The organism is Streptomyces sp. CC224B (assembly GCF_030010595.1).
Lineage (GTDB): Bacteria > Actinomycetota > Actinomycetes > Streptomycetales > Streptomycetaceae > Streptomyces > Streptomyces longispororuber.
In genome coordinates, this window is record NZ_JASCXL010000075.1 from 16,478 (window position 1) to 38,284 (window position 21,807).

Sequence of the window (21,807 nt, forward strand, 5' to 3'; positions counted from 1 at the left end):
CTGTTCCGGCCGGGCTCAGTAACTGCTGATGGCCGAGTGCTTGCCGCCGTACTGCACATCGATGCTGTTCATGCTCGCCCGGACCTCGTCCTCGAGCCGGTCCTTGTCCTTGCGGTTCGCGCTGATGCCGTCCAGGAAGTCGACGAGGATGCGGCCGATGGCCTGCATGTGCTGGTTGATCTCCGTCTGCTTCTTGTCGAAGGCGTGCGCACCGATACCGCGCCAGTTGGCCTCCATCGTGTCCAGCGTTCCCTGCAGGCGCCTGAGCTGCTTCTGGACGGAGTCGTACTTGTCGACGATCTCCTTCTCCAGGAGCGCGACTTCCTGATCATTGAGCTTCCGGCCATCGGCCATGAGCGGGCTCTCCCTACGTGAGCTGTTGGGCTGTCATTGAGGCGCAGCGAGGACGCCAGTCGTACCTGAGCTGCTCGTGCCGCTCAGGCGTTACGCCGCTTCCGCACGAGCGCGAAGGCCGCGCCGCCGATCACCACGGCTGCGGCGACGGAGCCCGCGACGATCCACATCGGACCGCCGTCGTCCTCGCCGGACCGCGAACTCTTCACGGCCGCCGCCGGCTTGCTGTCCCCGGCGTCCTTCGGGGGCTGCGACGGGGGTGTCGAGGGCTCCTTCTTCGACGAGCCGGAGGCCACCGAGCCCACGCCGGGCGTCTTTTTGTTGGTAATGGGGTCGATGTCCGGGGGGCCCGGGTTTCCCTTGTTCTTCAGCAGGTGCCAGGAAGGGCGGACCAAGCCGTAGCCTAGGTAGTCGCTAGGCTCGTCCTTCGGCCAGCTTCTACTCGCGGTATCGATGAGGACGCGCAGAACTTGGTTGGCGGTCCAGTTGGGATGCTTGGCCCAGATGAGGGCGGCTGAGGCGGAAGCGAGGGCGGTGGCCGCGCTGGTGCCACTACCACCGTCACAGTAAGAGCGGAAGGTCGCGTTGCACCATTGTGGAATATCCAGTCCTGGCGCGGCCAAATCCACGAACTTGCCGAACTCCGAAAATTTTCCTACTTTGCCAGACTTGTCCGCGGCGGAGATTCCGATGGCACTCGGGTATGCGGCGGGATACCCGATGAAGTTCTTCTTTTCTGCTTCATTTCCAACACTGGCGAACAGCAGCTTCCCCTTGGAAGACGCATACTTCACTGCCTCTTCCTCATCTGGGTACATCAGATCAGAACTGATGGACATGCTGATAATTTGTGCCTTGCTATCTGCGGCAGCCCGGATCGCTTCGGCGCTGTCGCTCTCCCTGTTGTCGTTCGCACCTTTGAGGCTGGTGCGCACGGCAACCACTTCGACACCCGGCGCGAGGCCCTTGAGCCCACCCCCCTTGCCGGACCCCGCGATCAACTCCGCCATCGTGGTCCCATGACCGTTATAGTCATCCAGGGCATCACCCCGCATACCCGTGACATCTTTACCAGCATGTACACGCCCTTTGAGTGAAGGGGTCTCGGAAACGCCGCTGTCCACAACCGCGACCGTAATGCCCTCTCCAGTGCTGACCTTCCACATGGCGTCGGCTCGCATGGCTTTCAAGTACCACTGTCTCGATGGAACTTCGTCAGCGGTCGCTGCCGGCGCCAGTCCAACGCACAGAAGAGCAAGCGAACCAACCGCCGAACCCGTAGGGATGACGCGGCGCCGCCTCCTACCCGCTCGCAACGCAGCCCCTCTGCCGTTCCGGCCAAACCCTGACTTCACGCCCAGCACGTCCTTACTCGCCTTTAGTCGACCACTGGCGGAACTTGTCGCCGCCCGTTCGGCAAATGCGTCTCTTCGTCCTCAAGAAGGTAGTCAGGCCGCCGTGTGACATCGCCTTCATCCTCAGACCGACGGCGACTGCCCGCAGAACCACGTACCAGTCCGGTGCCGCCCGGTGTGAATCCGTTCCTGTAACTTTTGGCCGCGCCTGTACGCCCAGTGGGAGTTCCGAGCACACCGTCGGAGTTACGCCCAGCGTGCCGCGGCACCTGGCCCGAACCGATGGGAGTGGCCCCCACAATCCCACGCTGTCCTGGACCACCCCCAGTGCGCGAGTGACCGAAGCCTTCCGTGCCGATCGCCGGACCTCGCGGCGCCCTCGGTCCGACTGACCCGGCTGTCGGCCCCGGGGCGGGTCTGCCGCCGATCACACCATCGGCACGTGGGGTGCCAGTAATGCCCGGAACTCCGGAACGCGGGCTTGGCATGCCCCGTGGCGCTGGCGTGCTCCCCGGCATACCGCGTCCCACCGGCGGTTGCACGGGCGCACTCGGACCGTTGGGCCCTCGCCCGGGGGCCACAGGAGCGGTACGGGCTACCGGCTCCGAGGTACTCCGCCCGGACCGTCCGGTTGGCTCCCCAGTGCCCGGTCGCCCATGCACTGGCAGCGGCGGCTTCTCGCCTCCACCAGGACGGAGCGCCCGGGCGGGCGGGCCGCCCAGCGGCTGCTTGACAGGGCTGCCTCCAGGCAGGGGAAGCGGACCTCCTTGCGTACTTGTTGGGCCGGGATTAGGGGGCGACGAGCTTGGCGATGGCCCAGCAGGCTGCGGCGGCAACGGATCAATGCTGTCGATCTTCGTACCCACTGGCCCCGTGCTACCAGGCCGGTCCGGCGGGGCGAATGGGTCGCGGGCGTCATCGCGTGGGCTGAAGGGGCGGTCCGGTCCCTCAGGTGTCGGCGGCGGCGAGTCGGCGGATGCGTGTGGCACCGGCGGGATAGTGCCTCCGGTACTGGAGGGCGCCGCCTGCGGCACGCTACGAGCGTCACCAGGGCCCCCAGCCTGCGGCCTCGGCACCCCCACATTCGGCATAGCCGAGAACGTAGGCGGCTCCTGAGCCGCCATCTCGTGCTGCGACACCCGGTAGAACGACGCCAACCGGTTCATCTGGTTGATCGCCTCTTGCCGGTGCTTCTCGGCCTTGACGGCGGCCTGGTACTCCTCGTTGCCGTCCGTCCTCTTCGGGCTGGGGATGTCCTCCACCGCCTTGGGGTCCGCGCGGGTGTCCCGCGGCGGCATGGAGCTGCGCACGGAGGCCAGCCCAGCTCCGGCTGACGCGATCTGGGCGCTGGCGATGTCGGCGAAGTCGGAAAGCTGATGTGTCTCCTTCACCAGCTTCTCGCCCCACTTGCGGAACGCCCGTCCGGCCTCGCCCTCCCAGTCCACCCGGTCGATGTGATCGCCGAGCTCGCCGGCCGCCGTCGCGATCGCGTCGCGCGCCTTCTTGAGAGCCTCGCCCGCGCTCTCCAGATCGGCTGGATTTGCCTGCTCGACCAGGTCGATCATGTCGTTGAGGCTGTGTCCTTCGAAGCTCACGGCTACCACCCGAATTCGGACTTGTCGCTGCCATGGCTGTCGCGCCCGTCAGGCTTGCCACCCCGCTCCGGAACAGCCTTCTCCTGCTCACGACTGACCGAAGTCTGAATCGCCCAGAAACGCTGCCGCAGGTCGTCTTCCAGGTTGTCGAAGCCGACGTCCGCGCCATGTACGGCGATGCTCATGGCCTCGATCTGGTCGCCGAGCATCTTGGAGAGCGAGGTGAGCCGCTCGTGTACCTGGTCGTACTGCGCGTACAGGCCGTCGGCCTCGGGGAAGGGGGCGCCCGAGCCGCTGAAGGAGGCTCGGGCGACCTTCTGGCGTCCGACCCTCGACGAACCGCCGTCGGAGCCTTCGAACTCGGTGAGCAGCGTGTCGATGCGCCGCCGGAACTGCTTCAGCGCCTCTAAGCCACGCTTGAGATCGGCGCCTGCCGGTGGCGCTGAACTTCTGTATCCGTCCTCAAGCACGAAGCCCCTCCCCGTCCCCCCGCTCGCCTGCACAAGCGAACACGCGACGGTGCCGGGCCCCGGCGGGCCTCCGCACCGGTCGCGCTCATACCGTCGTCACTCTAGCCACACAAGGAGTGACGTCCAACTAACCTTTGCGACACAGCAGTTGCAAACTGGCCATCGTGGGATGCGTACCGATACCGACTCGCGAGCGTCGATCACCGCCCAGCTCGCGCCATCGGACGTCCGGCCTGGCCGAAGCTCGGGCAACAGCCCGCTCCGCGCCTTCCCGCCATCTGCGACTGCACTGCCGTGGAAGCCCCGGAGGCAACGTCGACGCCGACCGAGTCACTCCTGCGTGCGATGCACACTGCCGTAACCGCCGGGGCGCGGGCAGCGTGTCCGCTACTCAGGCGTCTGAGTAGCCATACTCAGTTTCTCCACGCGCAGCAGCAACGAGGCTCGCGGCAGCGCGGCCGGTCCGGCCCTCATTGGCCGGATGCGAGCGGGCTGGCTCATTCCCCGCGGGGAGCGTGAGTCCCTTGCCCCGTGCGAGGGGGGCGCGAGCGCGGTGCTGTGCCGCCGGGGGCGTCGTACCGCGATCCACCGCCCGCGCAGCGTACGTAACCAGTCAACCAGGCACACGGACTCGGCCTCGGTGGCGTCGAACAGCGCATGGCCCCGCACACCTCCGAAAGAGTTGTGTCGTTGAGCCGGGAGCGAGCCGGAAGTGAGCCGGAAGTGCGTTGCGGGACGACCATCGGCGGCAAGGTGCTGCGGGGACGGGGGAAGGTGCGTCTATGGCGTGGGACGAGTGGGAACGGCTCAAGGCAAAAGCGGCCGCGGGTAGTTCGACGCACATGCGGCTGAACCAGGCCGATGGCGACGCGGGTGCCCCGGGGGCGGCTCCGGGTTCGTACGGTGAGTTGAAGGTGCACAACGACGATCTTTCGAAGGTCGGTGAGCGGGCGTTCCAGTTGTACGACCGGCTCTGGAACAAGGCGCGCGTCGCGATTCCCAGCAGCGACCGCGCCGCGGGCGATCTCACGAGCCAGGGCTTCGCTCTCGGTGGCGGCCTTCAGCACGTGGCGAACCGCTGGGAGGAACAGCTCCGGTCCCTCATGGACGCCTGCGCGCACATCTCGAACCACATGCGCGTGACCAAGAAGCTGCACCAGGACGACGAGCACTTCATCCAGCGGAAGATGAGCAGCATCGACGTCCTCGACGCCGGCTTCAACGACCGGGTGGGCGAGCCCGGCAAGCGGAATCCGGTGTACGGCCCGCAGCCGAGTGAGCGGAAGGACTCCTGATGGATTACGACGCCCTGCGCTGGGCCAACTTCAAGCTGCTCGACGACGCCGTGTCCGACTGGTCGTTGCTGGTGGACCATCTGGAGCGCCTGGAGCGCGACGCGGGGGTCGGTTTGCGGGGCGCGGCGAACAGGGCGAACTGGGCCGGTGTCAACGCCACCGTCTCGCGGGAGTTCATCGGCAAGACGGCCGGCGAGTTCAAGGACGCGCATGCGCAGGCGAAGTCCATCCACCGGATCCTCAGCGACACGCGCGACGAGCTGAAGCGGCACCACCGTCGCCTTGAGGAGGCCGTCGAGCGGGGCCTGAAGAAGAACCTGACCGTCACTGCCACGGGTGGCGGCGGCTTCACCGTCAGTATGAACGTCCATCCGGACCGCGCCGGGAAGGGGAACTCCGTTCCGGGGCACGGTGAACGCGACGTGACCGCCCTGCGGGACGAGGTGCAGCGCATCCTCGACGAGGCGACGGAGAGCGACAGCACCGCGAGCAAGGTGCTCAAGGCGATCGCCGACCAGAGCAGGTACGGGTTCTCCGCGGTCACGTACAAGGACCGGGACAGCGCGGTCGCGGCGGTGGAGAAGGCGGACGAGCTGTCGAAGCTGGCCGGGAAGGATCCGGGGGACCTGACGGCCGGGGAGTTCGACAGGCTCACCTCCGGGCTGAAGGAGTACGCGAAGGACCCGCTGTTCGCGGACCGCTTCGCCTCGCGGCTCGGTGCGAAGGGGACCTTGGAGTTCTGGTTCGGGATCAACGAACCGGGGGCCAATCCGGACCTGGGGGATGCGCGGCGCGAACGGTTCGACGACCTGCAGAAGCACTTGAGTCTTACGTTGGCCACGGCCAGCCAGAGCGATTCCGCGGGTATGGCCGACTGGAAGCGGCAGATCGTCGACCAGGGGGGACAGCCGGTGCGGACGCCCAGTGGTCCGCTCGGTTTCCAGGTGATGAGCAATCTGATGCGGTGGGGGGACTTTGACGACGACTTTCTTCGGCAGTACGGGTCGTCGCTCATGGACACCGAGAAGAAGATGACCAGCGGCGGCACGCACGGGGCGTGGCGGCATACGCCCAACTCCCCCTACCTCAACCGCACGGGCAGCGACCCGGGCTGGGATCCGCTGGCCGGTTATCTGAAGGGCCTGTCCAACAGCCCGGACGCGGCGACGAGCTTCTTCAACGACTCGTTCACCTCGAAGCGCGACGGGGACGACCGGTCGCTGTCGAACTTCCACTACCTCTTCGAGGAGCGCGACTGGCCGGTCGAACGGACGGACGACGGCGAAACCAGCATCACGGGCCGCAACAACTTGGCCCTGGCCCTGGAGGCCGCCACGACCGGGCATCCCGCGGGTGAGCTGCCCACGGCTGATACGCCGCCCCATAACGCGGACCAGGCCAGGCTCATGGAAAACGTGGTCGCCTCGATCTCTGAGGACACCACCCGCCTCACAGATCACAGCTATATGTCGGACAGTATGGGGCGGATGGCTTCCGAATATCTGCCGGACATCAACCGGGCGATGACGGACGATCCAGAGGCGGACACGCGCCGCCTGTTCCCCGTCGTAGGCACAGATGCCGAGTTCAGCCACAGGGACGTGACTCGGTTCCTCTTCACGATCGGCCAGAACAACGAGGGGTACGCCGCCGTGGAAGTGGGCCAGAAAGCCTATATGGGTAGCTTGATGGCTTACCACCTCGATCCCGAACTGCCGAAGGAATTGCGTTACACCGAGAATCCCCAGTTCGTCGTGGAACAAGTGGCTGAGCGGTCGGGTGAGGTCGCCGGAACTCTGGCGCAGGGACGCGCGGAGGCCGTCGCCGGGGAAGCGGCGGAGAAGGACCAGGCTTACGAGAAGTCCGTGGCCCAGTGGAAGAACGGGATTTCAGGAGGGATCGGGACGGGCATCGGCGTGGCGACCTCGTACGTCGTCAGCCCGGTTGGCGGGGCGGTGATCGGTGGGGTTGCACAGACGGTGAGCGGGGGCGTCCTGGAGTCGCTCTTCAGTGACGCCGAGGGGAAGGCCAAGAGCAACGCCGGGCTCATCATGGGCGAGAAATGGGAAAGCGGCATGGACGACAACACCAAGTACGCGAAGGAGGCGGCACGGATCGCAATCAAGGAACATCAGAGAACTGATCTCCCGGACGCCGGTGAATGGGCGCGCGCTGCCGCACAAGAAGGTTACAGAGGTTCCGAGTCCAGCGTTCAGGGGATGGCCCCAGATCTTGAGACCGATCTCTAGTGCGGCCCATTCGATGAGAGAAGGAATCTGACCCTTGAGATATGTTGACGCCTGGCCATTTCGGCATCGCAGATGCCTCCCCTTCTGGGTGGCGGCCATCACCGCAGGAGCCATGCTGACAAGCTGCTCGAGCGACAAGGAAAAGGAACGGGACTATCCACTCCCGCATGCCTTGTGTGATGTTGACGTGAAGCCGGCCCTGCTGAAGCCCTTCCTTCCCGCAGGGGACAAGATCTCCACGCGTCGGGTGAATCCCGATGGAGGCACCGAGCGTTGTCAGGTCATCGTGGACGGCACATACGCCCTTTTCGCAAGCCGGATCTGGTGGGGAGGCGGGGGCGGCCTGGTCGGCGTCGGTTCTGTCCACGCGCAAGTAGAGCCCGAAGAGGCCAAAGGCGGCGACAAGTATCTCTACTCCGGCACCGGAGCCGTGGGAAAGCCAAAGGCCTGCACCGACCCGAAGCACCCACAGCAGGATCTGTACACCGTCATCCAGGTGTTCACGAAAGGGCATGACGACGTACCCGCGATGAAGAAGCTGATCACGGAGTACACCAACACCGTTGAAGGGACGGCGCGGTGGTGCACGCCCAAAGGGCGGACGCGGTAGCGGCTCAAGCCCCTGAGCGGCGCCGTCGCGCGTCCCTCACTGCCACCCCCACCCCACCCAACCCCGCCACCACAACCCCCGTCCCCACCGCCACATACGCCGCGATGCGGGCCGTGCGTTCCGTGGGGGATTCGCCTGTCTGGAGTTCCGCCGCGGTGGGGGCCTTCGCTCGGGTGAGGCCTTCTCGGGGGGTGGGTCGTTCGATCGGGTGGTTGTCTTCCGTGAGGGCGCGGACCGGGTCGACCACGCCCCAGCCGACCAGGCGGTCGTGGCCCGCGATGGAGCGTTCCGCTGTCTGCTGGATCTGGGCGGTGACCTGGCGCGGCGTCCAGCGGGGGTGCTTGGCCTTGATGAGGGCCGCGAGGCCGGCGACGTACGGGGCGGCGAAGCTGGTGCCGTTGTCGGCGCAGTGCCCGCCCCCGGGCACCGTGGAGATCATGTCGACGCCGGGCGCGGCGACGTCCACGAAGTCGCCGGACTGGGAGAAGGGGGCGCGTTCGTTGTTGCGGTCGGAGGCGGCGACCGCGAGGACACCCTCGTAGGAGGCGGGGTAGGTGGGTTTGACGTTGCCGCCCAGGCCGCCGTTGCCCGCGGAGGCGACGATCACGACGTTGCGCGCCAGGGCCCTGTTCACCGCCTGCTGGAGTCGGGGGGCCGGTCTCACCGCGTTCGCCGTGTCCTGGGAGATGTTGATGACCTGCGCCCCCTTGGCCACCGCGTAGTCGATGGACTGCGCGAGGGTGTCGGTCGTTCCGTGGCCCTCCGCGTCGTTCTGCTGGATGGGGATGATCGTCGCGTCGGGGGCGAGGCCCACGAACCCCGTGCCCTCGGCCGGACGCGCCGCGATGATGCCCGCCACGCGCGTGCCGTGGCCGACGGTGTCCGTGGTCCCGTCCGGCTCGCCCCGGTCGATCTTGTTGCCGTTGTCGTCCTTGAGGTCCCGGGGCAGGAAGTTGCGGCCGCGCGACACGTCGACGGCCCGCTTGAGCTGCGGGTTCTTGACGTCCACCCCGGTGTCGATCACCGCCACGCGCACCCCCGCTCCCGTGGACTGGCGCCAGAGCTCGTCGAGGAGGACGCGCTGGAGCGCCCAGGGGCGGCCGGCGTACTTCTTGGACGGGAAGGTGCACTGGTCCGTGGCCGAGGGCTCCGCGGCGGCGGGTGCGGCCGTCACCACCGTCACCGCCGTCACCACCGTCACAGCCAGGGCCGCGGCCGTGACCGTCGCCGTTGCCGTTCCCGTTCGCGTTGCCGTTCCCGTGGCCGTTGTCGTCACCGCGGCGACCGCCGTCCTCCGGGGCCGCGGGAAAGACCTGTGCCGGTCAGAAGACCTGCCAGGAGACCTGTCAGAAGGCCGGTCAGAAGACCTGTAGGGCATCGTGGCCTCCTTACGAGCCTTGCGGCTGGCGTGCCGCCGCCGTCGACAGCCGGGGGCCGGTGGGCAGGAACATGGACCAGTCCGCGGGCACGCGCCCGACCTCCGCGTCCCCGTACCCGAGGCGGGTTTGGGCCTGCTGGGCCTCTTGTTGCTGCTGTTTCCGCTGCTTGGCGGAGATGCCGATCCCCGCGTCGTCCGTCGCGCTGTCGCTGTTGGACTGCATCGCGTACCGCAGGCCGGTGTCGGTCACCAGGAACAGGCCGCCGGACGTGGTGTCCGTACCGGTGAACTGGCGGTAGAGTCGCCCCGATCCGGGCGTGACGTACGCGCTGGAGGAGCCGGTGGGCAGCGGCGCGGGGAAGTCCTCGCCCGCCCAGGTGCTCAGTGTGGTCCTGCCGTTGTCGGGGTCGACGTGGCGCAGGACGTTGCAGACGGTGTTGCGGGCGCCGCGCCCGGCGGAGGCCTCGTTGGCCGGCTTCGGGGTCTCGCTCGGCCACCTGTACTCCGCCCCGAACCGCTCGGGGTCGGGGCTGAAGGCGCCGGAGCTGACGTTGCGGGCGATGCCGTTCTGCCCCAGGCCGACCAGGTCCCTGCTGGCGAGCAGCAGGTGCGCGGTGAAGTCGGACACCGGCGCGACGCGGCCGGGCAGGACCACGTAGTGCCGCATCCGGTCCCCGTCGCGTGCGCGCAGGACCATGCCCACCTTGTTCACGGCGGAGTCCTTCAGGCTCTTCACCCGGGCGTCGCTGCCGGGGACGCCGTCCACCTTCGGGAAGCGGACGCGGTCGCCGCGGTGCAGCGTCGACAGCCACTCCCGGGAGACCCGCTGCGGCTCGCTGCCGGACCTGACCAGGGTGCGCAGCAGGTGGTCGTCCGTGGCGGACACGCGGTACGCGCGGCCGTGCGCGTCGACGACGTAGCGGGTCCTGTCGGGGCCGACGACGTACAGCAGCTCGCCCCCGCGCAGCCGTTCGCGGCCGTCCGTCCGTTCCTGCTCGCGCTCCGCGAGGACGAAGGCGGCCTTCTGGATGGACCGGCCGCCCTGGACGGGCCGCTCGCACACCGCCCACCGCTTGGCGGAGGCGGCCTCGTCCGCGGAGGGGAGGCGGTCGGGGGCGTAGGGGATGCCGATGGTGGCGCCGTGCGGGATCTTCCCGTTGTCGAGGACGGACTCGTCGACCTTGATGACGTCGCCCTTGCCGGCGTCGAGCAGGAGCTTCGCCGAGGCCATGTTGAGGACCGGGTGCAGTTGGCGCTTGCCGTCGGTCTTGAGCACGACGTACCGGGTGGTGGACTTGCTCGCGATGATCACGTGCTCCTTCGGCTCGTCCCAGCCGGGCTTGGCCGCCGGTCTGAGCATGCCCCAGGCACCGAAGACCGCGAGGACGACCACGCCGACGACGACTCCGGGCAGCACCGCGCGCAGCGGGCGCGGCGCTCCTTCCTCCGAGCCCACGGGCGCGGACTGGAGGAAGGCCGCGAGCGTACGGCGCTTCGCGAAGGTGTAGGCGTTGAGTTCGTCGCGCCGCGATGCCATGGGCGTCCGTGTCCCCCTTGTCGACGCGGGGGCCGCTGTCCCCGCCGCTCCGTTGTCAGACCGAGCCCCTACTATGCCTGTTGTGTAGTCACACGTGTGGGGTGGGTTAGGTCCGGGGGCCTCAAGGGCCGCCCCGGACAGGGCAATTCGGGAGATACACGGGGTGGGGATGATGGCTTCCGCGGTACGTGCACGGGTACGGAGGCGGCCTGGACCCGCGTCGGGGAGTTCCGCCGGCGCCGGCGAGCCGGACGCGCGGCGGCCCGGCGGGGGCGCCGGGGCGGGCGTGTCCCCCCGCCTGCGGGGCGGTGCGGCCCAGGTGGGGCCGTTCCGTCTGCAACGGATCGTCCTGCTGGAGGTCGCCGCCGCTCTCCTGCTGGTCGGCTGGGTGGTGGGCCTGTCACTCCTGGTCCCCGCCGCCGTCGTCGCGGCGGGGCTCGTGCTGCTCGCCGCCGGCCGCCGCCGCGGCCGTTCGCTGCCCGAACTGTGGGGCGCGCGGCGGGGGTTGCGCGCACGCCTGCGGTACGCGGCCACGCGCACGGCCCCGCCGGGGACGGACCCGGCCTTCGCTCCGGCCCTGGAGTGCGATCCGGCGCTGCGGACGTACACCCACCGCGGCCGTGACCGGCGCGAGGTCGGGATGGTGGGCGACGGCACGTTCCTGACCGTCGTCCTCCAGGTCGAGGCGGACGGGGCCGCGGTGCGGTTCGAGCGCGGCAGACAGTTCCTGCCCCTGGGTCTGGTCCGGGCCGCACTGGAGGTGGACGGCATCCGCCTGGAGTCCGCGCAGGTGGTGCTGCACACGCAGCCCGCGCCCGCGCTGCACCTGCCGCAGCAGTCCGTGGCCGTCAGCAACTACGCGCCGCTGCAGGCGCGGTCGGGTGCGCCGTCCGTGCGCATCACGTGGATCGCCCTGAAGCTCGACCCCGAGCTGTGCCCGGAGGCCGTGGCGGCGCGCGGGGGCGGCCTTGCGGGCGCCCAGAAGTGCGCGGTGCGCGTGGCCGACCAGTTGGCGAGCCGGCTGCGCGGCGAGGGGTTCCGGGCCACGGTGCTTTCGGAGGAGGAGGTGGCGGCCGCCCTGGCCACGTCGGCGTGCGCCAACCCGCTGGTGACCGCTCAGTCCGGACGTGCCGAACCCCCGGAGCGGCGTACGGAGGAGACCGCCCGCGCGTGGCGCTGCGACAACCGGCGGCACACCACCTACTGGGTGCGGCGCTGGCCCCGGTTGACGGACACCGGCGCACCGGCGCTCGCCCGGGTCGTCGCCCTGCTCACCGCGGTGCCCACGCTCGCCACCACGTTCAGCCTGACGCTGCGGCCGGGCCAGGGGCGGGAGGTGTCGCTGTGCGGCCACGTCCGGGTGACCGGCCGGGGCGACACGGAACTCGTCGCCGCGCGTACCGCGTTGGAACAGGGGGCCCGGCAGGCCGGAGTCGGCCTCCTCCGGCTCGACCGCGAGCAGCTTCCCGGCATGCTCGCCACCCTGCCGCTCGGAGGTGCGCGCTCATGACCACGGTGCCCCCGCCTGCCTCTCCTGCCGCCGCCACCCCGCCCGCGGCGCCGCCCCCTCCGGGGCGACCGGCCCCCGGTGGCCGGGCGCGCGGCGGGTTCGGGCTGCTCGGGCCACGCCACGCACGGCACACGCTCGGCGCCGAGGAGATCGACGAACTCGCCCTGCCCATCGGCGACGACGGCGTCGTCATCGGCGTCGACGCGCAGGAGCGGCCCGCCGTCCTCGGCGTCAACCGGCCCACCGCGCACGACGTCCTTCTCATCGGCGGGCTCTGGACGGCGCAGGTGATCGCCCTCCGGGCCGCCGCCACGGGGGCGCGGGTGGCGGTGGAGACCGGACGGCCGCAGTTCTGGGCCCAGTTGGTGCAGGCCCTCGGGGTGGGGCCGAGCGGGATGGCGGTGCACGACGTGGGGCGGGTGCCTCCCCAGGGGGCCTCGGCGGGGAGCCCGGTGCTCGTGGTGCGGGACTGCGGGATGCGGCCGCCCCGGGGGCGGGTGGTGTCCGGGCCGTGGCAGGCGGTGCTCACCCTCCTTCCGTACGTGAGCCCTGTAGCGCCCCGCCTCATCCGGCAGGCGCGGCTCGTCGGCGTGCAGCGGATCTCCCCCGACGAGGCCACGCAGGTGGGCCGGGTGCTGGGACTGTCGCCGCACGAGGTCGAGTCCCTGCCGACACTGGCCGACGGGGTGACGCTGTGGTGCGGCGAGCGCGACCGGCAGTACGTGGCGACGCGGGCGACCGACGCCGAGAACGGGTTGCTGGGTCCGGCGCGGCGTATGGATTGAGTGAGCTGGATTTGATGGGCGCGGTGGGCGAAGTGGGCTTGGAGAGTGTGGTGGGTGAGATGGGCTGTGTGGGGGCGGTGGGCGTGGTGTAGGCGGTGGGTGTGGTGGGTGCGGTGGTCCAGCTCGTTTGCGGGTCAGTGACCGGTTTGTTCCGCGTCGGGGGAATCGTTGACCACCCTTGAATGAGGGGTGGTTAGGAGCGTGCCGGTCGCGGGGCGGACTGGCCTGCCGTGCTCATGCTTTTGGTGATTAGGCTGGGACGGGGCGCGACGTCAGAACCACGAGTGGGGCGTGCGCGTCCCGCACACGGGGAGAGCCAGGCGGATCGGACGACAGGAACGGTCGCCCCCCACCACGGCACGAGCGTGCTCGAGCACACCAGGAGGCATTGTGAACAGCGATCGGGACGAGATCCGCGGCGGCTGGGACACACCCGTCGACGATCAGTCCGACGCGGAGTCCGCTGCCGAGACCACGGGCGAGTTCACCATCGACTACGCCCCGCCCGCCTGGTACACGCAGAACGCCTCCGGGAGCACCGGCGAGACGTCGTCGACGCCGCCCCCGGTGTCCACGCCGACGCCGCTCGACACCACCGCCGAGTCCGGCAAGCCCGTTCCGTCTGTTCCATCTTTTCCGTCTGCTCCGTCCGCGCCGCCTGTTCCGTCCGATGCGTCTGGCTCGTCGGAGGGTGCCGGGCCCGGTGACGGTGGTGCGGGACAGACACCGGCAGCGGGTGCCGAAGGCGCTGACGCTCCCCTCAGTGTCGTGCCCAAGCTCCCCGTGGGCAGCGGCTTCCAGCCGGACTGGGCGGTGCCGCCGCCTCCCACCGGGCAGCCGTTGATCCCTACCGCCCCCTCTGCTCCCCCGGTCTCCGCCGCTCCTTCCGCCCCTGCGCAGGAGGTCGCGGGCGGCAGCGGTGAGGACGGGGCCGGGCGCTCGGGTGATGTGGAGAGCGGCGCCACCATGCGGTTCTCCGCTGCCGCACTGAAGCGGGAGATGGCCGGGCTCGACGCGGACGCGCGTACGGCAGGGGATGAAGGCACGGCCGAGGCCGCTGTGGCTGCTGGAGCGGAGGCTCGGGCGGAGGCCGGAGCCGGGGCCGGGACGGAGACCGGGGACAAGCCCCGGAGCGAGAGCGAGGCCGCGTCCGCGGCTGAGGCAGAAGCCGGGGTCCCGGCCGCGGTCGAGCCGGAGCGCGGTGAGACGTCCGGTGCCGGAAGCACGGAGGCCGAAGGGACCGATGGGGCTGATGGGGCCGATGGGGCCGATGGGGCCGACGGTGCTGTGAAGGCCGACGCTCCTGCCGTCGAGGCCGGGAGTACGGACGCCGGTCCGGCGGGCGAGGGAGGTTCCGCGGCGGATGCCGGTGGTCCGGTGGCCGAAGCTGCGGCCGACCCCGCCGCGCCCGCTCCCGGTACCGACGCTCCGGCCGCTGCCGACGCGGAGGCCCCGCAGGCCGGGCCCACGACTGCCGACGCATCCGTACGGGGTGAGTCCGTACTGGCAGACGCCGCGCAGGGGGCGGCTCCGCAAACCGACCCCGCGCAGACCAGCCCTGCTCAGGGCGACCCCGCGCAGACCGGCCCCGCGCAGGGCGAGCCCGCGCAGACCGGCCCCGTGCAGAACGACCCCGTACGGACCGACTCCGTACAGGGAACCCCCGCCCACGATCTCCCGGCTCCGGACGACGCCGCGCAGAGCGCCGCCCCGCCCGCGTGGACGCCGCCGCCCGCGCCGCAGGGTGGGCTTCCGCCGCTGCCGCCCGCGTTCCAGCCCGCCGCGCCGACGGCCGCGCCGCAGTGGCCCACCCCCGGTCCGGCCGCCACGCCGCCCGCGCAGCCGCCCGCCGAACCGCAGCTCGCCGCGCCGCAGGCATCCGCCGAGCCCCAGGCACCGGTCCAGCCGCAGGCGCCCATCGAGCCCCAGGCGCCCGTCCAGCCCCAGGCACCCGTCCAGCCCCAGGCCCCCGTCGAGCCACAGGCCCCCGCGCCCGCCCCGCAGGGCTGGGCCCCGTCCACCGGCCCCGCCCCGACCACCCCACCGGCCACGCCCGACACCCCGGCCCCCGGCGTGGCGAGCGCGCCCCAGGGCGGGTACGGCTTCCCCACGCCCGACGCGCCCGTGCCGGGGCCCGGCTACGGCTTCCCCGCGCCGGGCGTGCCCAACGCGGGTGCCGCGCAGGCCGGTTACGGATTCCCCCAGGCCACTCCCCCGGCGCCCGCCCCGCAGCAGCCCGCGCAGCAAGCCGCGCAGGCCGCGCCCCCCGTACAGCCCCAGGCGCCCCTGCCCCAGCAGGCACACCAGTCCCCGGCGGCCCAGGCCCAGCAGCCCCAGCCCCAGCAACCACTGCCCCCCGCGCAGCCGCTGCCGCCCGCCCAGCCCCAGCCGTACCCCCAGGCCACCCCCACGGCACAGCCGCCGCAGGCCTCGCACGCCCCCGTCGACCCGCGGGCCGGGACCGCCTGGCCGCAGCCCGTGCGGCACGACCAGCGTGAGCGCACCAACCCGGGGGCCCCGCTCGGGTACACGGCGGCCGTGGAGCTGTCCTCCGACCGGCTGCTGAACAACAAGAAGCAGAAGACAAAGAGCAGCCGGCCCGTCGGCGGGTCCCGGTTCAAGTTCGGCGGCAAGAAGGAGGAGGCCGAGCGGCAGCGGAAGCTGGAGCTCATCCGCACCCCGGTCCTGTCCTGCTACCGCATCGCCGTCATCAGCCTCAAGGGCGGCGTCGGCAAGACCACCACGACGACCGCGCTCGGCTCCACCCTCGCCAGCGAGCGGCAGGACAAGATCCTCGCGATCGACGCCAACCCGGACGCCGGTACGCTCGGCCGCCGCGTCCGGCGCGAGACCGGCGCGACCATCCGCGACCTGGTCCAGGCGATCCCGTACCTCAACTCGTACATGGACATCCGGCGCTTCACCTCGCAGGCGCCGTCCGGCCTGGAGATCATCGCCAACGACGTCGACCCGGCCGTGTCCACGACCTTCAACGACGAGGACTACCGGCGCGCGATCGACGTCCTCGGCAAGCAGTACCCGATCATCCTGACGGACTCCGGCACCGGGCTGCTCTACAGCGCGATGCGCGGGGTGCTCGACCTCGCCGACCAGCTCATCATCATCTCCACACCCTCCGTGGACGGGGCCTCCAGCGCCTCGACGACCCTGGACTGGCTGGCCGCGCACGGGTACGCGGACCTGGTGCAGCGGTCCATCACGGTCATCTCCGGGGTCCGCGAGACCGGGAAGATGATCAAGGTTGAGGACATCGTGGCGCACTTCGAGACCCGGTGCCGGGGGGTCGTCGTCGTCCCCTTCGACGAGCACCTGTCGGCCGGGGCCGAGGTCAACCTCGACATGATGCGGCCGAAGGTGCGGGAGGCGTACTTCACGCTGGCCGCGATGGTGGCCGAGGACTTCACCCGGGCGCAGCAGGCGCAGGGGCTGTGGACCTCGGACGGGAACCCGCCGCCGAGGGTGGCGCCGCCGCTGCCGGGCCAGGGGTACGCCGTCCCGGGGGCGCAGCAGCCGTACGCCGGGCCGCCCGCCCCCGCGCCGGGCGAGCCGGCCCCCGGCCAGGGGGGCGCGCAGGCGCCGTACGCGCCCCCGCAGCAGCCCGGATCCCCGCAGGGGTGGCAGACCCCCGCCCCGCCCCGGACGGCCGTACCGCCCCAGGCAGCCGTGCCGCCGCAGGGTGCCGCGCCGTCCCAGGCATCCGTGCCGCCGCAAGCCGCCGCACCCCCGCAAGGTGCGGCGCCCTATCAGCCGGCCCACCCCACCCCGCCCGAGCACGGAGCCGTCCCGCCGCAGCAAGGGGCCGTCCCGCCGCAGCAGGGCGCCACCCCGCCGCAGGCGCCCGACGCCCCGCAGCAGGCATAGCCCCCGCTCCCCCGTACGGAGCACACGGGCCCGCACCTCCACCGGTGCGGGCCCGTCCGCGTGCGGGGCCGCCGACCGCGGCGCGAGCGGAAGGCGTGGCCCCTGACCGGGCCGTCATCCTCTGGCCTGGGGTGCGTCAGAGGTCTTGACCAATGCGGATGAAATCCCGGTCAACTCGTTATTTCCGCAGGCCACATGGGGTTCACCTGCCGTTGACGCGTGCAGACTGGCGCTGGTAGACACACAGCATCCAGCGGGCACGTACTTGATCGACCAGTCGCACCCACGTCGCACACCAGTCGCACGCCGAGCCCCACCGCCAGCCGCACGCCGAGCCCCACGCCCCCCAGCCGCATCCAGCCGCACCCTGCCGCATCCCGAGCCGTACGCAGCCGCACTCAGAGCCGTACTCAGCCGTACTCAGCCGCAAGCAGCCGCACTCAGTCGCAAGAGCCCTCTCCGCGCGAGCGATGACGCGAGGTCACCGAGCCATGGACACACAGGACCAGCACGGCAGAACCAGGACCACCAGGGCCGCCGGCCCCGGTCACAGCAGCCGCAGCAGCCGCAGCGGCGGCACCCGCCCCGGCGCCGGCCCGCGCGGGTCGCGGCGCGGCCGCTCGCCGCTGCTCCTCGCGGGCGGCGCCCTCGCCGCGCTCGGCCTCACCGCCGGGCTCGCGACACCGCTCAACCCGGCCCCCCGGCAGGCCGAGGCCAAGGCCGACGGGAAGAAGACCCTCACGGTCGCCGTCGCGCAGAGCGTCGACTCGCTGAGCCCGTTCCTGGCGCAGCGGCTGCTCAGCACCAGCATCCACCGGCTGACGTACGAGTACCTGACGAATTACGACGTCAAGGACGCCCGCGCGATCCCGGGCTTCGCCACGAAATGGGAGCCCTCGGCGGACAAGCTGACCTGGACGTACACCATCCGGTCGGATTCCACGTGGTCGGACGGGAAGAAGGCGACCGCCGAGGACGCCGCCTGGACCTTCAACAAAATCATGTCCAAAGAGGGCACCGCCACCTCGAACTCGAACTTCGTCGCGAATTTCAGGAAGGTGACGGCGCCGTCGCCCACGAAGCTCGTGATCGAGCTGAAGAAGCCGCAGTCCACCATGGCCGCGCTGGACGTCCCCATCGTGCCCCGGCACGTCTGGGAGAAGGTCGACGACATCTCGAAGCACAACAACGACAAGGACTTCCCGGTCGTCGGCAACGGGCCCTTCGTCCTCACCGACTTCAAGGTCGACCAGTACGTGAAGCTGAAGGCCAACAAGAAGTTCTGGCGCGGGGCGCCGAAGTTCGACGAGCTGGTCTTCAAGACGTACAAGGACCAGGACGCCGCTGTCGCCGCCCTCAAGAAGGGCGAGGTCTCCTTCGTCGCCGGGCAGCCCGCGCTCACGCCCGCGCAGGCCAACGGGCTGAAGGGTGAGCCCGACGTCAAGGTGAACAACGGCCCGGGGCGGCGGTTCTTCGCCATCGCCACGAACCCGGGGGCGCGCACCCGGGACGGCGAGAAGTTCGGCGACGGCCACCCGGCGCTGCTGGACAAGCGGGTCCGCCAGGCGCTGTTCCTCTCCGTCGACCGCGAGACGATCGTCGACAAGGTCTTCCAGGGCAACGCCGTCGAGGGCGCCGGTTACATCCCGCCGCGCTTCTCCGACTACGCCTGGAAGCCGTCCGCGGAGCAGGAACTGGCGTACGACCCGAAGCGGGCGGCGAAGCTCCTCGACGACGCCGGGTACAAGAAGAACGGTGACGGCAAGCGCGTCGGCAAGGACGGCAGACCGCTCGACTTCCGCATTCTCTGCCACGCCACCGACCCGAACGACAAGGCCGTCGGGAAATACCTGAAGGAGTGGTGGGGCGACCTCGGCATCGGGCTGAAGGTGAACTGCCTCGACGACGTGTCGGTGCCCTGGTACGCCGGGGAGTACGACCTCGCGTTCGACGGCTGGTCGGTGAATCCGGACCCGGACTTCGTGCTCGGCATCCACACCTGCGCCGCCCTTCCCGAGAAGGCGAAGGAGAGCGCCGCCACCGACAACTTCATCTGCGACAAGAAGTACGACGAGCTGTACGAGAAGCAGCTCGCCGAGTACGACCCGGTCAAACGCGCCGCGATCGTCAAGCAGATGCAGTCCTGGCTGTACGACTCGGGCTACATGAACGTGATCGCGTATCCGAACGCCGTGGAGGCCTACCGCACCGACCAGATCAAGTCCCTCACCACCATGCCGTCGGCGGCGGGAAACATTTACGGCCAGGACGGCTATTGGAGTTGGTGGTCGGCGACCCCGGCGAGTGGGAAGGGTAATTCCGATGGGGGCGGCTCCACCGGTGTCATCATCGGTATCGCCGTCGCCGCGGCCGTGCTCGCGGGTGCCGGGGGCCTGATCGTCCTGCGCCGCCGCGCCACCGCGGACGACCGCGAATAGCCGCGGTCGAAACCGGTACGACGGCCGAGGCCCGGGCGGCCGAGGCCGCGGGAACCACGACCGCACGAGCCACGACCGCACGAGCCACGACCGCACGAGCAAGAGCCGGAACAGCCGAGACCGCGGCGGCCAGGAGCGGAGCGGCGGGGCCCCGGGAGCCACCGGGCCCCGTGCCCCGGACAGCCGGCCCCGGACAGCCGGGCCCCGACCCGAACAGCCGAGTGGGCGGGCGAGTGAGCGAAGGAGCGCGCATGACGAACGACGACTCACCAGGCCGCGAGTAGCCCATGGCCGCGGCAGACAACAATCCGGCGGCCGTCCTCGCCGCCGAGGCCGAGGCCGCGGGGCCCGGCGGGCCCGCCGCACCGGCCGGCCCGCGGGGCCGCGGCCCCCGGGGGCGTGACACGACCGCCTATCTGAGGTACGCCGGGGGCAAGCTCGGCGGCGCCCTCGTCTCGATGTTCGCGGTGCTGGTGACGAGCTTCTTCCTGTTCCGCCTCATCCCCGGCGACCCGGTGAAGCAGATGACCGGCGGACGCCGCGTCTCGGCCGAGCAACTGGCCGCGATGCGGCAGGAGTTCGGGCTCGACGACCCGGTGTGGAAGCAGTTCACGGACTACGTGGGCAACGTCCTCACCGGCGACTTCGGCACCTCGTACCAGTTCCACGCGCCGGTCATGGACAAGATCACCGAGGCGCTCGGGCCGACGCTGTGGCTCACCGGGACGGCGTACGTCCTCTACACGGTCATCGGCATCTGGCTGGGCACGCGCACGGCGTGGCGCAACGGCCGCCTCGGGGACCGGTTCCACACCGGGCTCGCCCTGACCCTGTACTCCGTGCCGTCGTTCTGGCTGGGGCTGCTGCTCATCATCACCTTCTCGGTGGGCGCCGGGCCGCTGCCGGGGCTCTTCCCGACGGGCGGCATGGAGAGCGGCGACGAGACCGGGTTCGCGTACGTCCTCGACGTGGCGCACCACATGATCCTGCCGGTGCTGACCCTGGTCGCCGTGGGCTACGCGCAGACGCTGCTGGTCATGCGGTCCTCGCTCCTGGACGAGATGGGCGGCGACTACCTGACGACCGCGCGGGCCAAGGGGCTCCGCGACGACCTGGTGCGCCGCCGGCACGCCGTGCCGAACGCGCTGCTGCCCACGGTCACGCTGATGTTCGTGAACCTGGGCACGGTCGTGGCGGGCGCGATCCTCGTCGAGACCGTCTTCTCCTGGCCGGGGCTCGGCGGGCTGTTCTACCAGGCCCTGAGCGTGCCCGACCTGCCGCTCGTGCAGGGTCTCTTCTTCGTGTTCGCCGCCGCGGTGATCCTCATGAACACCGTGGCCGACGTGATCTATCCGCTGTTCGACCCGAGGGTGGGCCGATGACGACCGACACCGCGGCCACGGCCGCGACACCGGCCGCGGCCAAGAGCCCGCGCGCCCTCGCCCGGGCGCGCCGGCGGCACTCCGCGGTCCGCTTCTGGCGGGCGTACCGGACGCACAAGGCCGGACTCTTCGGGCTCGGCACGCTGGTCGTGATCGCGCTGGCGGCGCTGTTCGCGCCGCTGCTGGTCGGCGCCGACGCGCAGAGCGTGACCGACGCGCCCGGCGAGGCCATGCGGGCGCCGACCGCCGAGTTCCCGCTGGGCACCGACCAGTTCGGGCGCGACCTGCTGGCGCTGCTCGTGTGGGGCGCGCGGATCTCGCTGACGGTGGGGCTGCTCGCGGCGTTCCTGTCCGTCGCCATCGGCACGGTCGTCGGCATCACCGCGGGCCACTTCCGCGGCTGGTACGCGACGGTGGTCATGCGGGTCACGGACTGGTTCCTGGTCATGCCGACGCTGGTCCTCGCGATCGCGCTGGCGTCCGTGATGGACCGCTCCCTGTGGACGATCGTCCTGGCCATCGGCGTGACGACGTGGCCGACGACGGCCCGCCTCGTGCGGGCGCAGACCCTCGCCGTGGAGTCGCGCCCGTACATCGAGCGGGCCCGGGCGCTCGGCGGCGGCCACGGCCACATCATGACCCGCCACGTACTGCCCAACGTGATGCCGCTGGTGCTCGCGCAGACCACACTGGTCATCTCCAGCGCCATCCTCACCGAGGCGACCCTCGCCTTCCTCGGGCTCGGCGACCCCACGGTCGTCTCCTGGGGCGGCCTGCTCCAGGACGCCCGCGAGGCGGGCGCGGTGAGCGCGGGCGACTGGTGGTACCTGGCGCCGCCCGGCATCGCCATCGCCGTGGTCGCGCTCGCGTTCACGCTGTGCGGGCGGGCCGTGGAGTCCGTGCTCAACCCCAGGCTGGGAGTGACCCGTTGACCACCGAACACGACGTCACCACGGCCACGGCGCCC

14 protein-coding genes are annotated in these 21,807 nt (G+C 70.7%); 9 read left to right on the forward strand and 5 right to left on the reverse strand.

Features of this window, described 5'->3' with window-relative positions; genetic code table 11:
• Nucleotides 1-15: 15 nt before the first annotated feature.
• The 3 genes from QK440_RS27080 to QK440_RS27090 form a co-directional block, all read right to left on the reverse strand.
• Complete coding sequence (locus tag QK440_RS27080; RefSeq protein WP_190138066.1) at nt 16-354, reverse strand: WXG100 family type VII secretion target; 339 nt, start codon at nt 352-354, stop codon at nt 16-18.
• A gap of 83 nt (nt 355-437) precedes the next feature.
• A complete protein-coding gene (locus tag QK440_RS27085) occupies nt 438-1,535 on the reverse strand; it encodes a S8 family serine peptidase (RefSeq protein WP_282795844.1) in 1,098 nt (365 codons plus the stop codon).
• 1,771 nt (nt 1,536-3,306) lie between these two features.
• Nucleotides 3,307-3,774: a hypothetical protein gene (locus QK440_RS27090; protein WP_282795845.1), complete on the reverse strand. Its 468-nt coding sequence runs from the start codon at nt 3,772-3,774 to the stop codon at nt 3,307-3,309.
• 782 nt (nt 3,775-4,556) lie between these two features.
• Here QK440_RS27090 and QK440_RS27095 point away from each other — a divergent pair.
• The 3 genes from QK440_RS27095 to QK440_RS27105 all read left to right on the forward strand — a co-directional run bounded on the left by QK440_RS27095 (nt 4,557) and on the right by QK440_RS27105 (nt 7,928).
• Nucleotides 4,557-5,069: a hypothetical protein gene (locus QK440_RS27095; RefSeq protein ID WP_282795846.1), complete on the forward strand. Its 513-nt coding sequence runs from the start codon at nt 4,557-4,559 to the stop codon at nt 5,067-5,069.
• Nucleotides 5,069-7,318 carry a DUF6571 family protein gene (locus tag QK440_RS27100; protein ID WP_282795847.1) on the forward strand — a complete coding sequence of 750 codons (2,250 nt, stop codon included), beginning with the start codon at nt 5,069-5,071 and terminating at the stop codon, nt 7,316-7,318. Before QK440_RS27095 ends, QK440_RS27100 begins: the two co-directional genes overlap by 1 nt.
• 88 nt (nt 7,319-7,406) lie before the next feature.
• Nucleotides 7,407-7,928, forward strand: coding sequence for a hypothetical protein (locus QK440_RS27105; RefSeq protein WP_282795848.1), 522 nt, complete (start codon nt 7,407-7,409; stop codon nt 7,926-7,928).
• A 4-nt stretch (nt 7,929-7,932) separates the two neighbouring features.
• Here the strand turns inward: QK440_RS27105 and mycP are convergent, their stop codons facing one another.
• Both mycP and eccB read right to left on the reverse strand, forming a co-directional pair.
• Nucleotides 7,933-9,120 carry a type VII secretion-associated serine protease mycosin gene (gene mycP / locus QK440_RS27110; RefSeq protein ID WP_282795860.1) on the reverse strand — a complete coding sequence of 396 codons (1,188 nt, stop codon included), beginning with the start codon at nt 9,118-9,120 and terminating at the stop codon, nt 7,933-7,935.
• A 196-nt stretch (nt 9,121-9,316) separates the two neighbouring features.
• Nucleotides 9,317-10,843, reverse strand: a complete 1,527-nt coding sequence (eccB, locus tag QK440_RS27115) for a type VII secretion protein EccB (protein WP_282795849.1) — start codon at nt 10,841-10,843, stop codon at nt 9,317-9,319.
• 169 nt (nt 10,844-11,012) lie between these two features.
• Between eccB and eccE the strand changes: the two genes are divergently transcribed.
• From eccE to QK440_RS27145, 6 genes are all read left to right on the forward strand, one after another.
• Nucleotides 11,013-12,353 carry a type VII secretion protein EccE gene (gene eccE / locus QK440_RS27120; RefSeq protein WP_282795850.1) on the forward strand — a complete coding sequence of 447 codons (1,341 nt, stop codon included), beginning with the start codon at nt 11,013-11,015 and terminating at the stop codon, nt 12,351-12,353.
• Nucleotides 12,350-13,138 carry a hypothetical protein gene (locus tag QK440_RS27125; RefSeq protein WP_282795851.1) on the forward strand — a complete coding sequence of 263 codons (789 nt, stop codon included), beginning with the start codon at nt 12,350-12,352 and terminating at the stop codon, nt 13,136-13,138. The genes eccE and QK440_RS27125 overlap by 4 nt, the downstream gene beginning before the upstream one ends.
• 390 nt (nt 13,139-13,528) lie before the next feature.
• Entirely contained in the window at nt 13,529-17,020 is a 3,492-nt protein-coding gene (locus QK440_RS27130; protein ID WP_282795852.1) for an SCO5717 family growth-regulating ATPase, read from the forward strand.
• A 626-nt stretch (nt 17,021-17,646) separates the two neighbouring features.
• Nucleotides 17,647-19,458, forward strand: a complete 1,812-nt coding sequence (locus QK440_RS27135) for an ABC transporter substrate-binding protein (protein ID WP_282795861.1) — start codon at nt 17,647-17,649, stop codon at nt 19,456-19,458.
• 287 nt (nt 19,459-19,745) lie between these two features.
• Nucleotides 19,746-20,840 carry an ABC transporter permease gene (locus QK440_RS27140; RefSeq protein WP_282795853.1) on the forward strand — a complete coding sequence of 365 codons (1,095 nt, stop codon included), beginning with the start codon at nt 19,746-19,748 and terminating at the stop codon, nt 20,838-20,840.
• On the forward strand, nt 20,837-21,772 hold the full coding sequence (locus QK440_RS27145; protein ID WP_282795854.1) for an ABC transporter permease: 936 nt from the start codon (nt 20,837-20,839) through the stop codon (nt 21,770-21,772). The genes QK440_RS27140 and QK440_RS27145 overlap by 4 nt, the downstream gene beginning before the upstream one ends.
• The last annotated feature ends 35 nt before the right edge of the window (nt 21,773-21,807 follow it).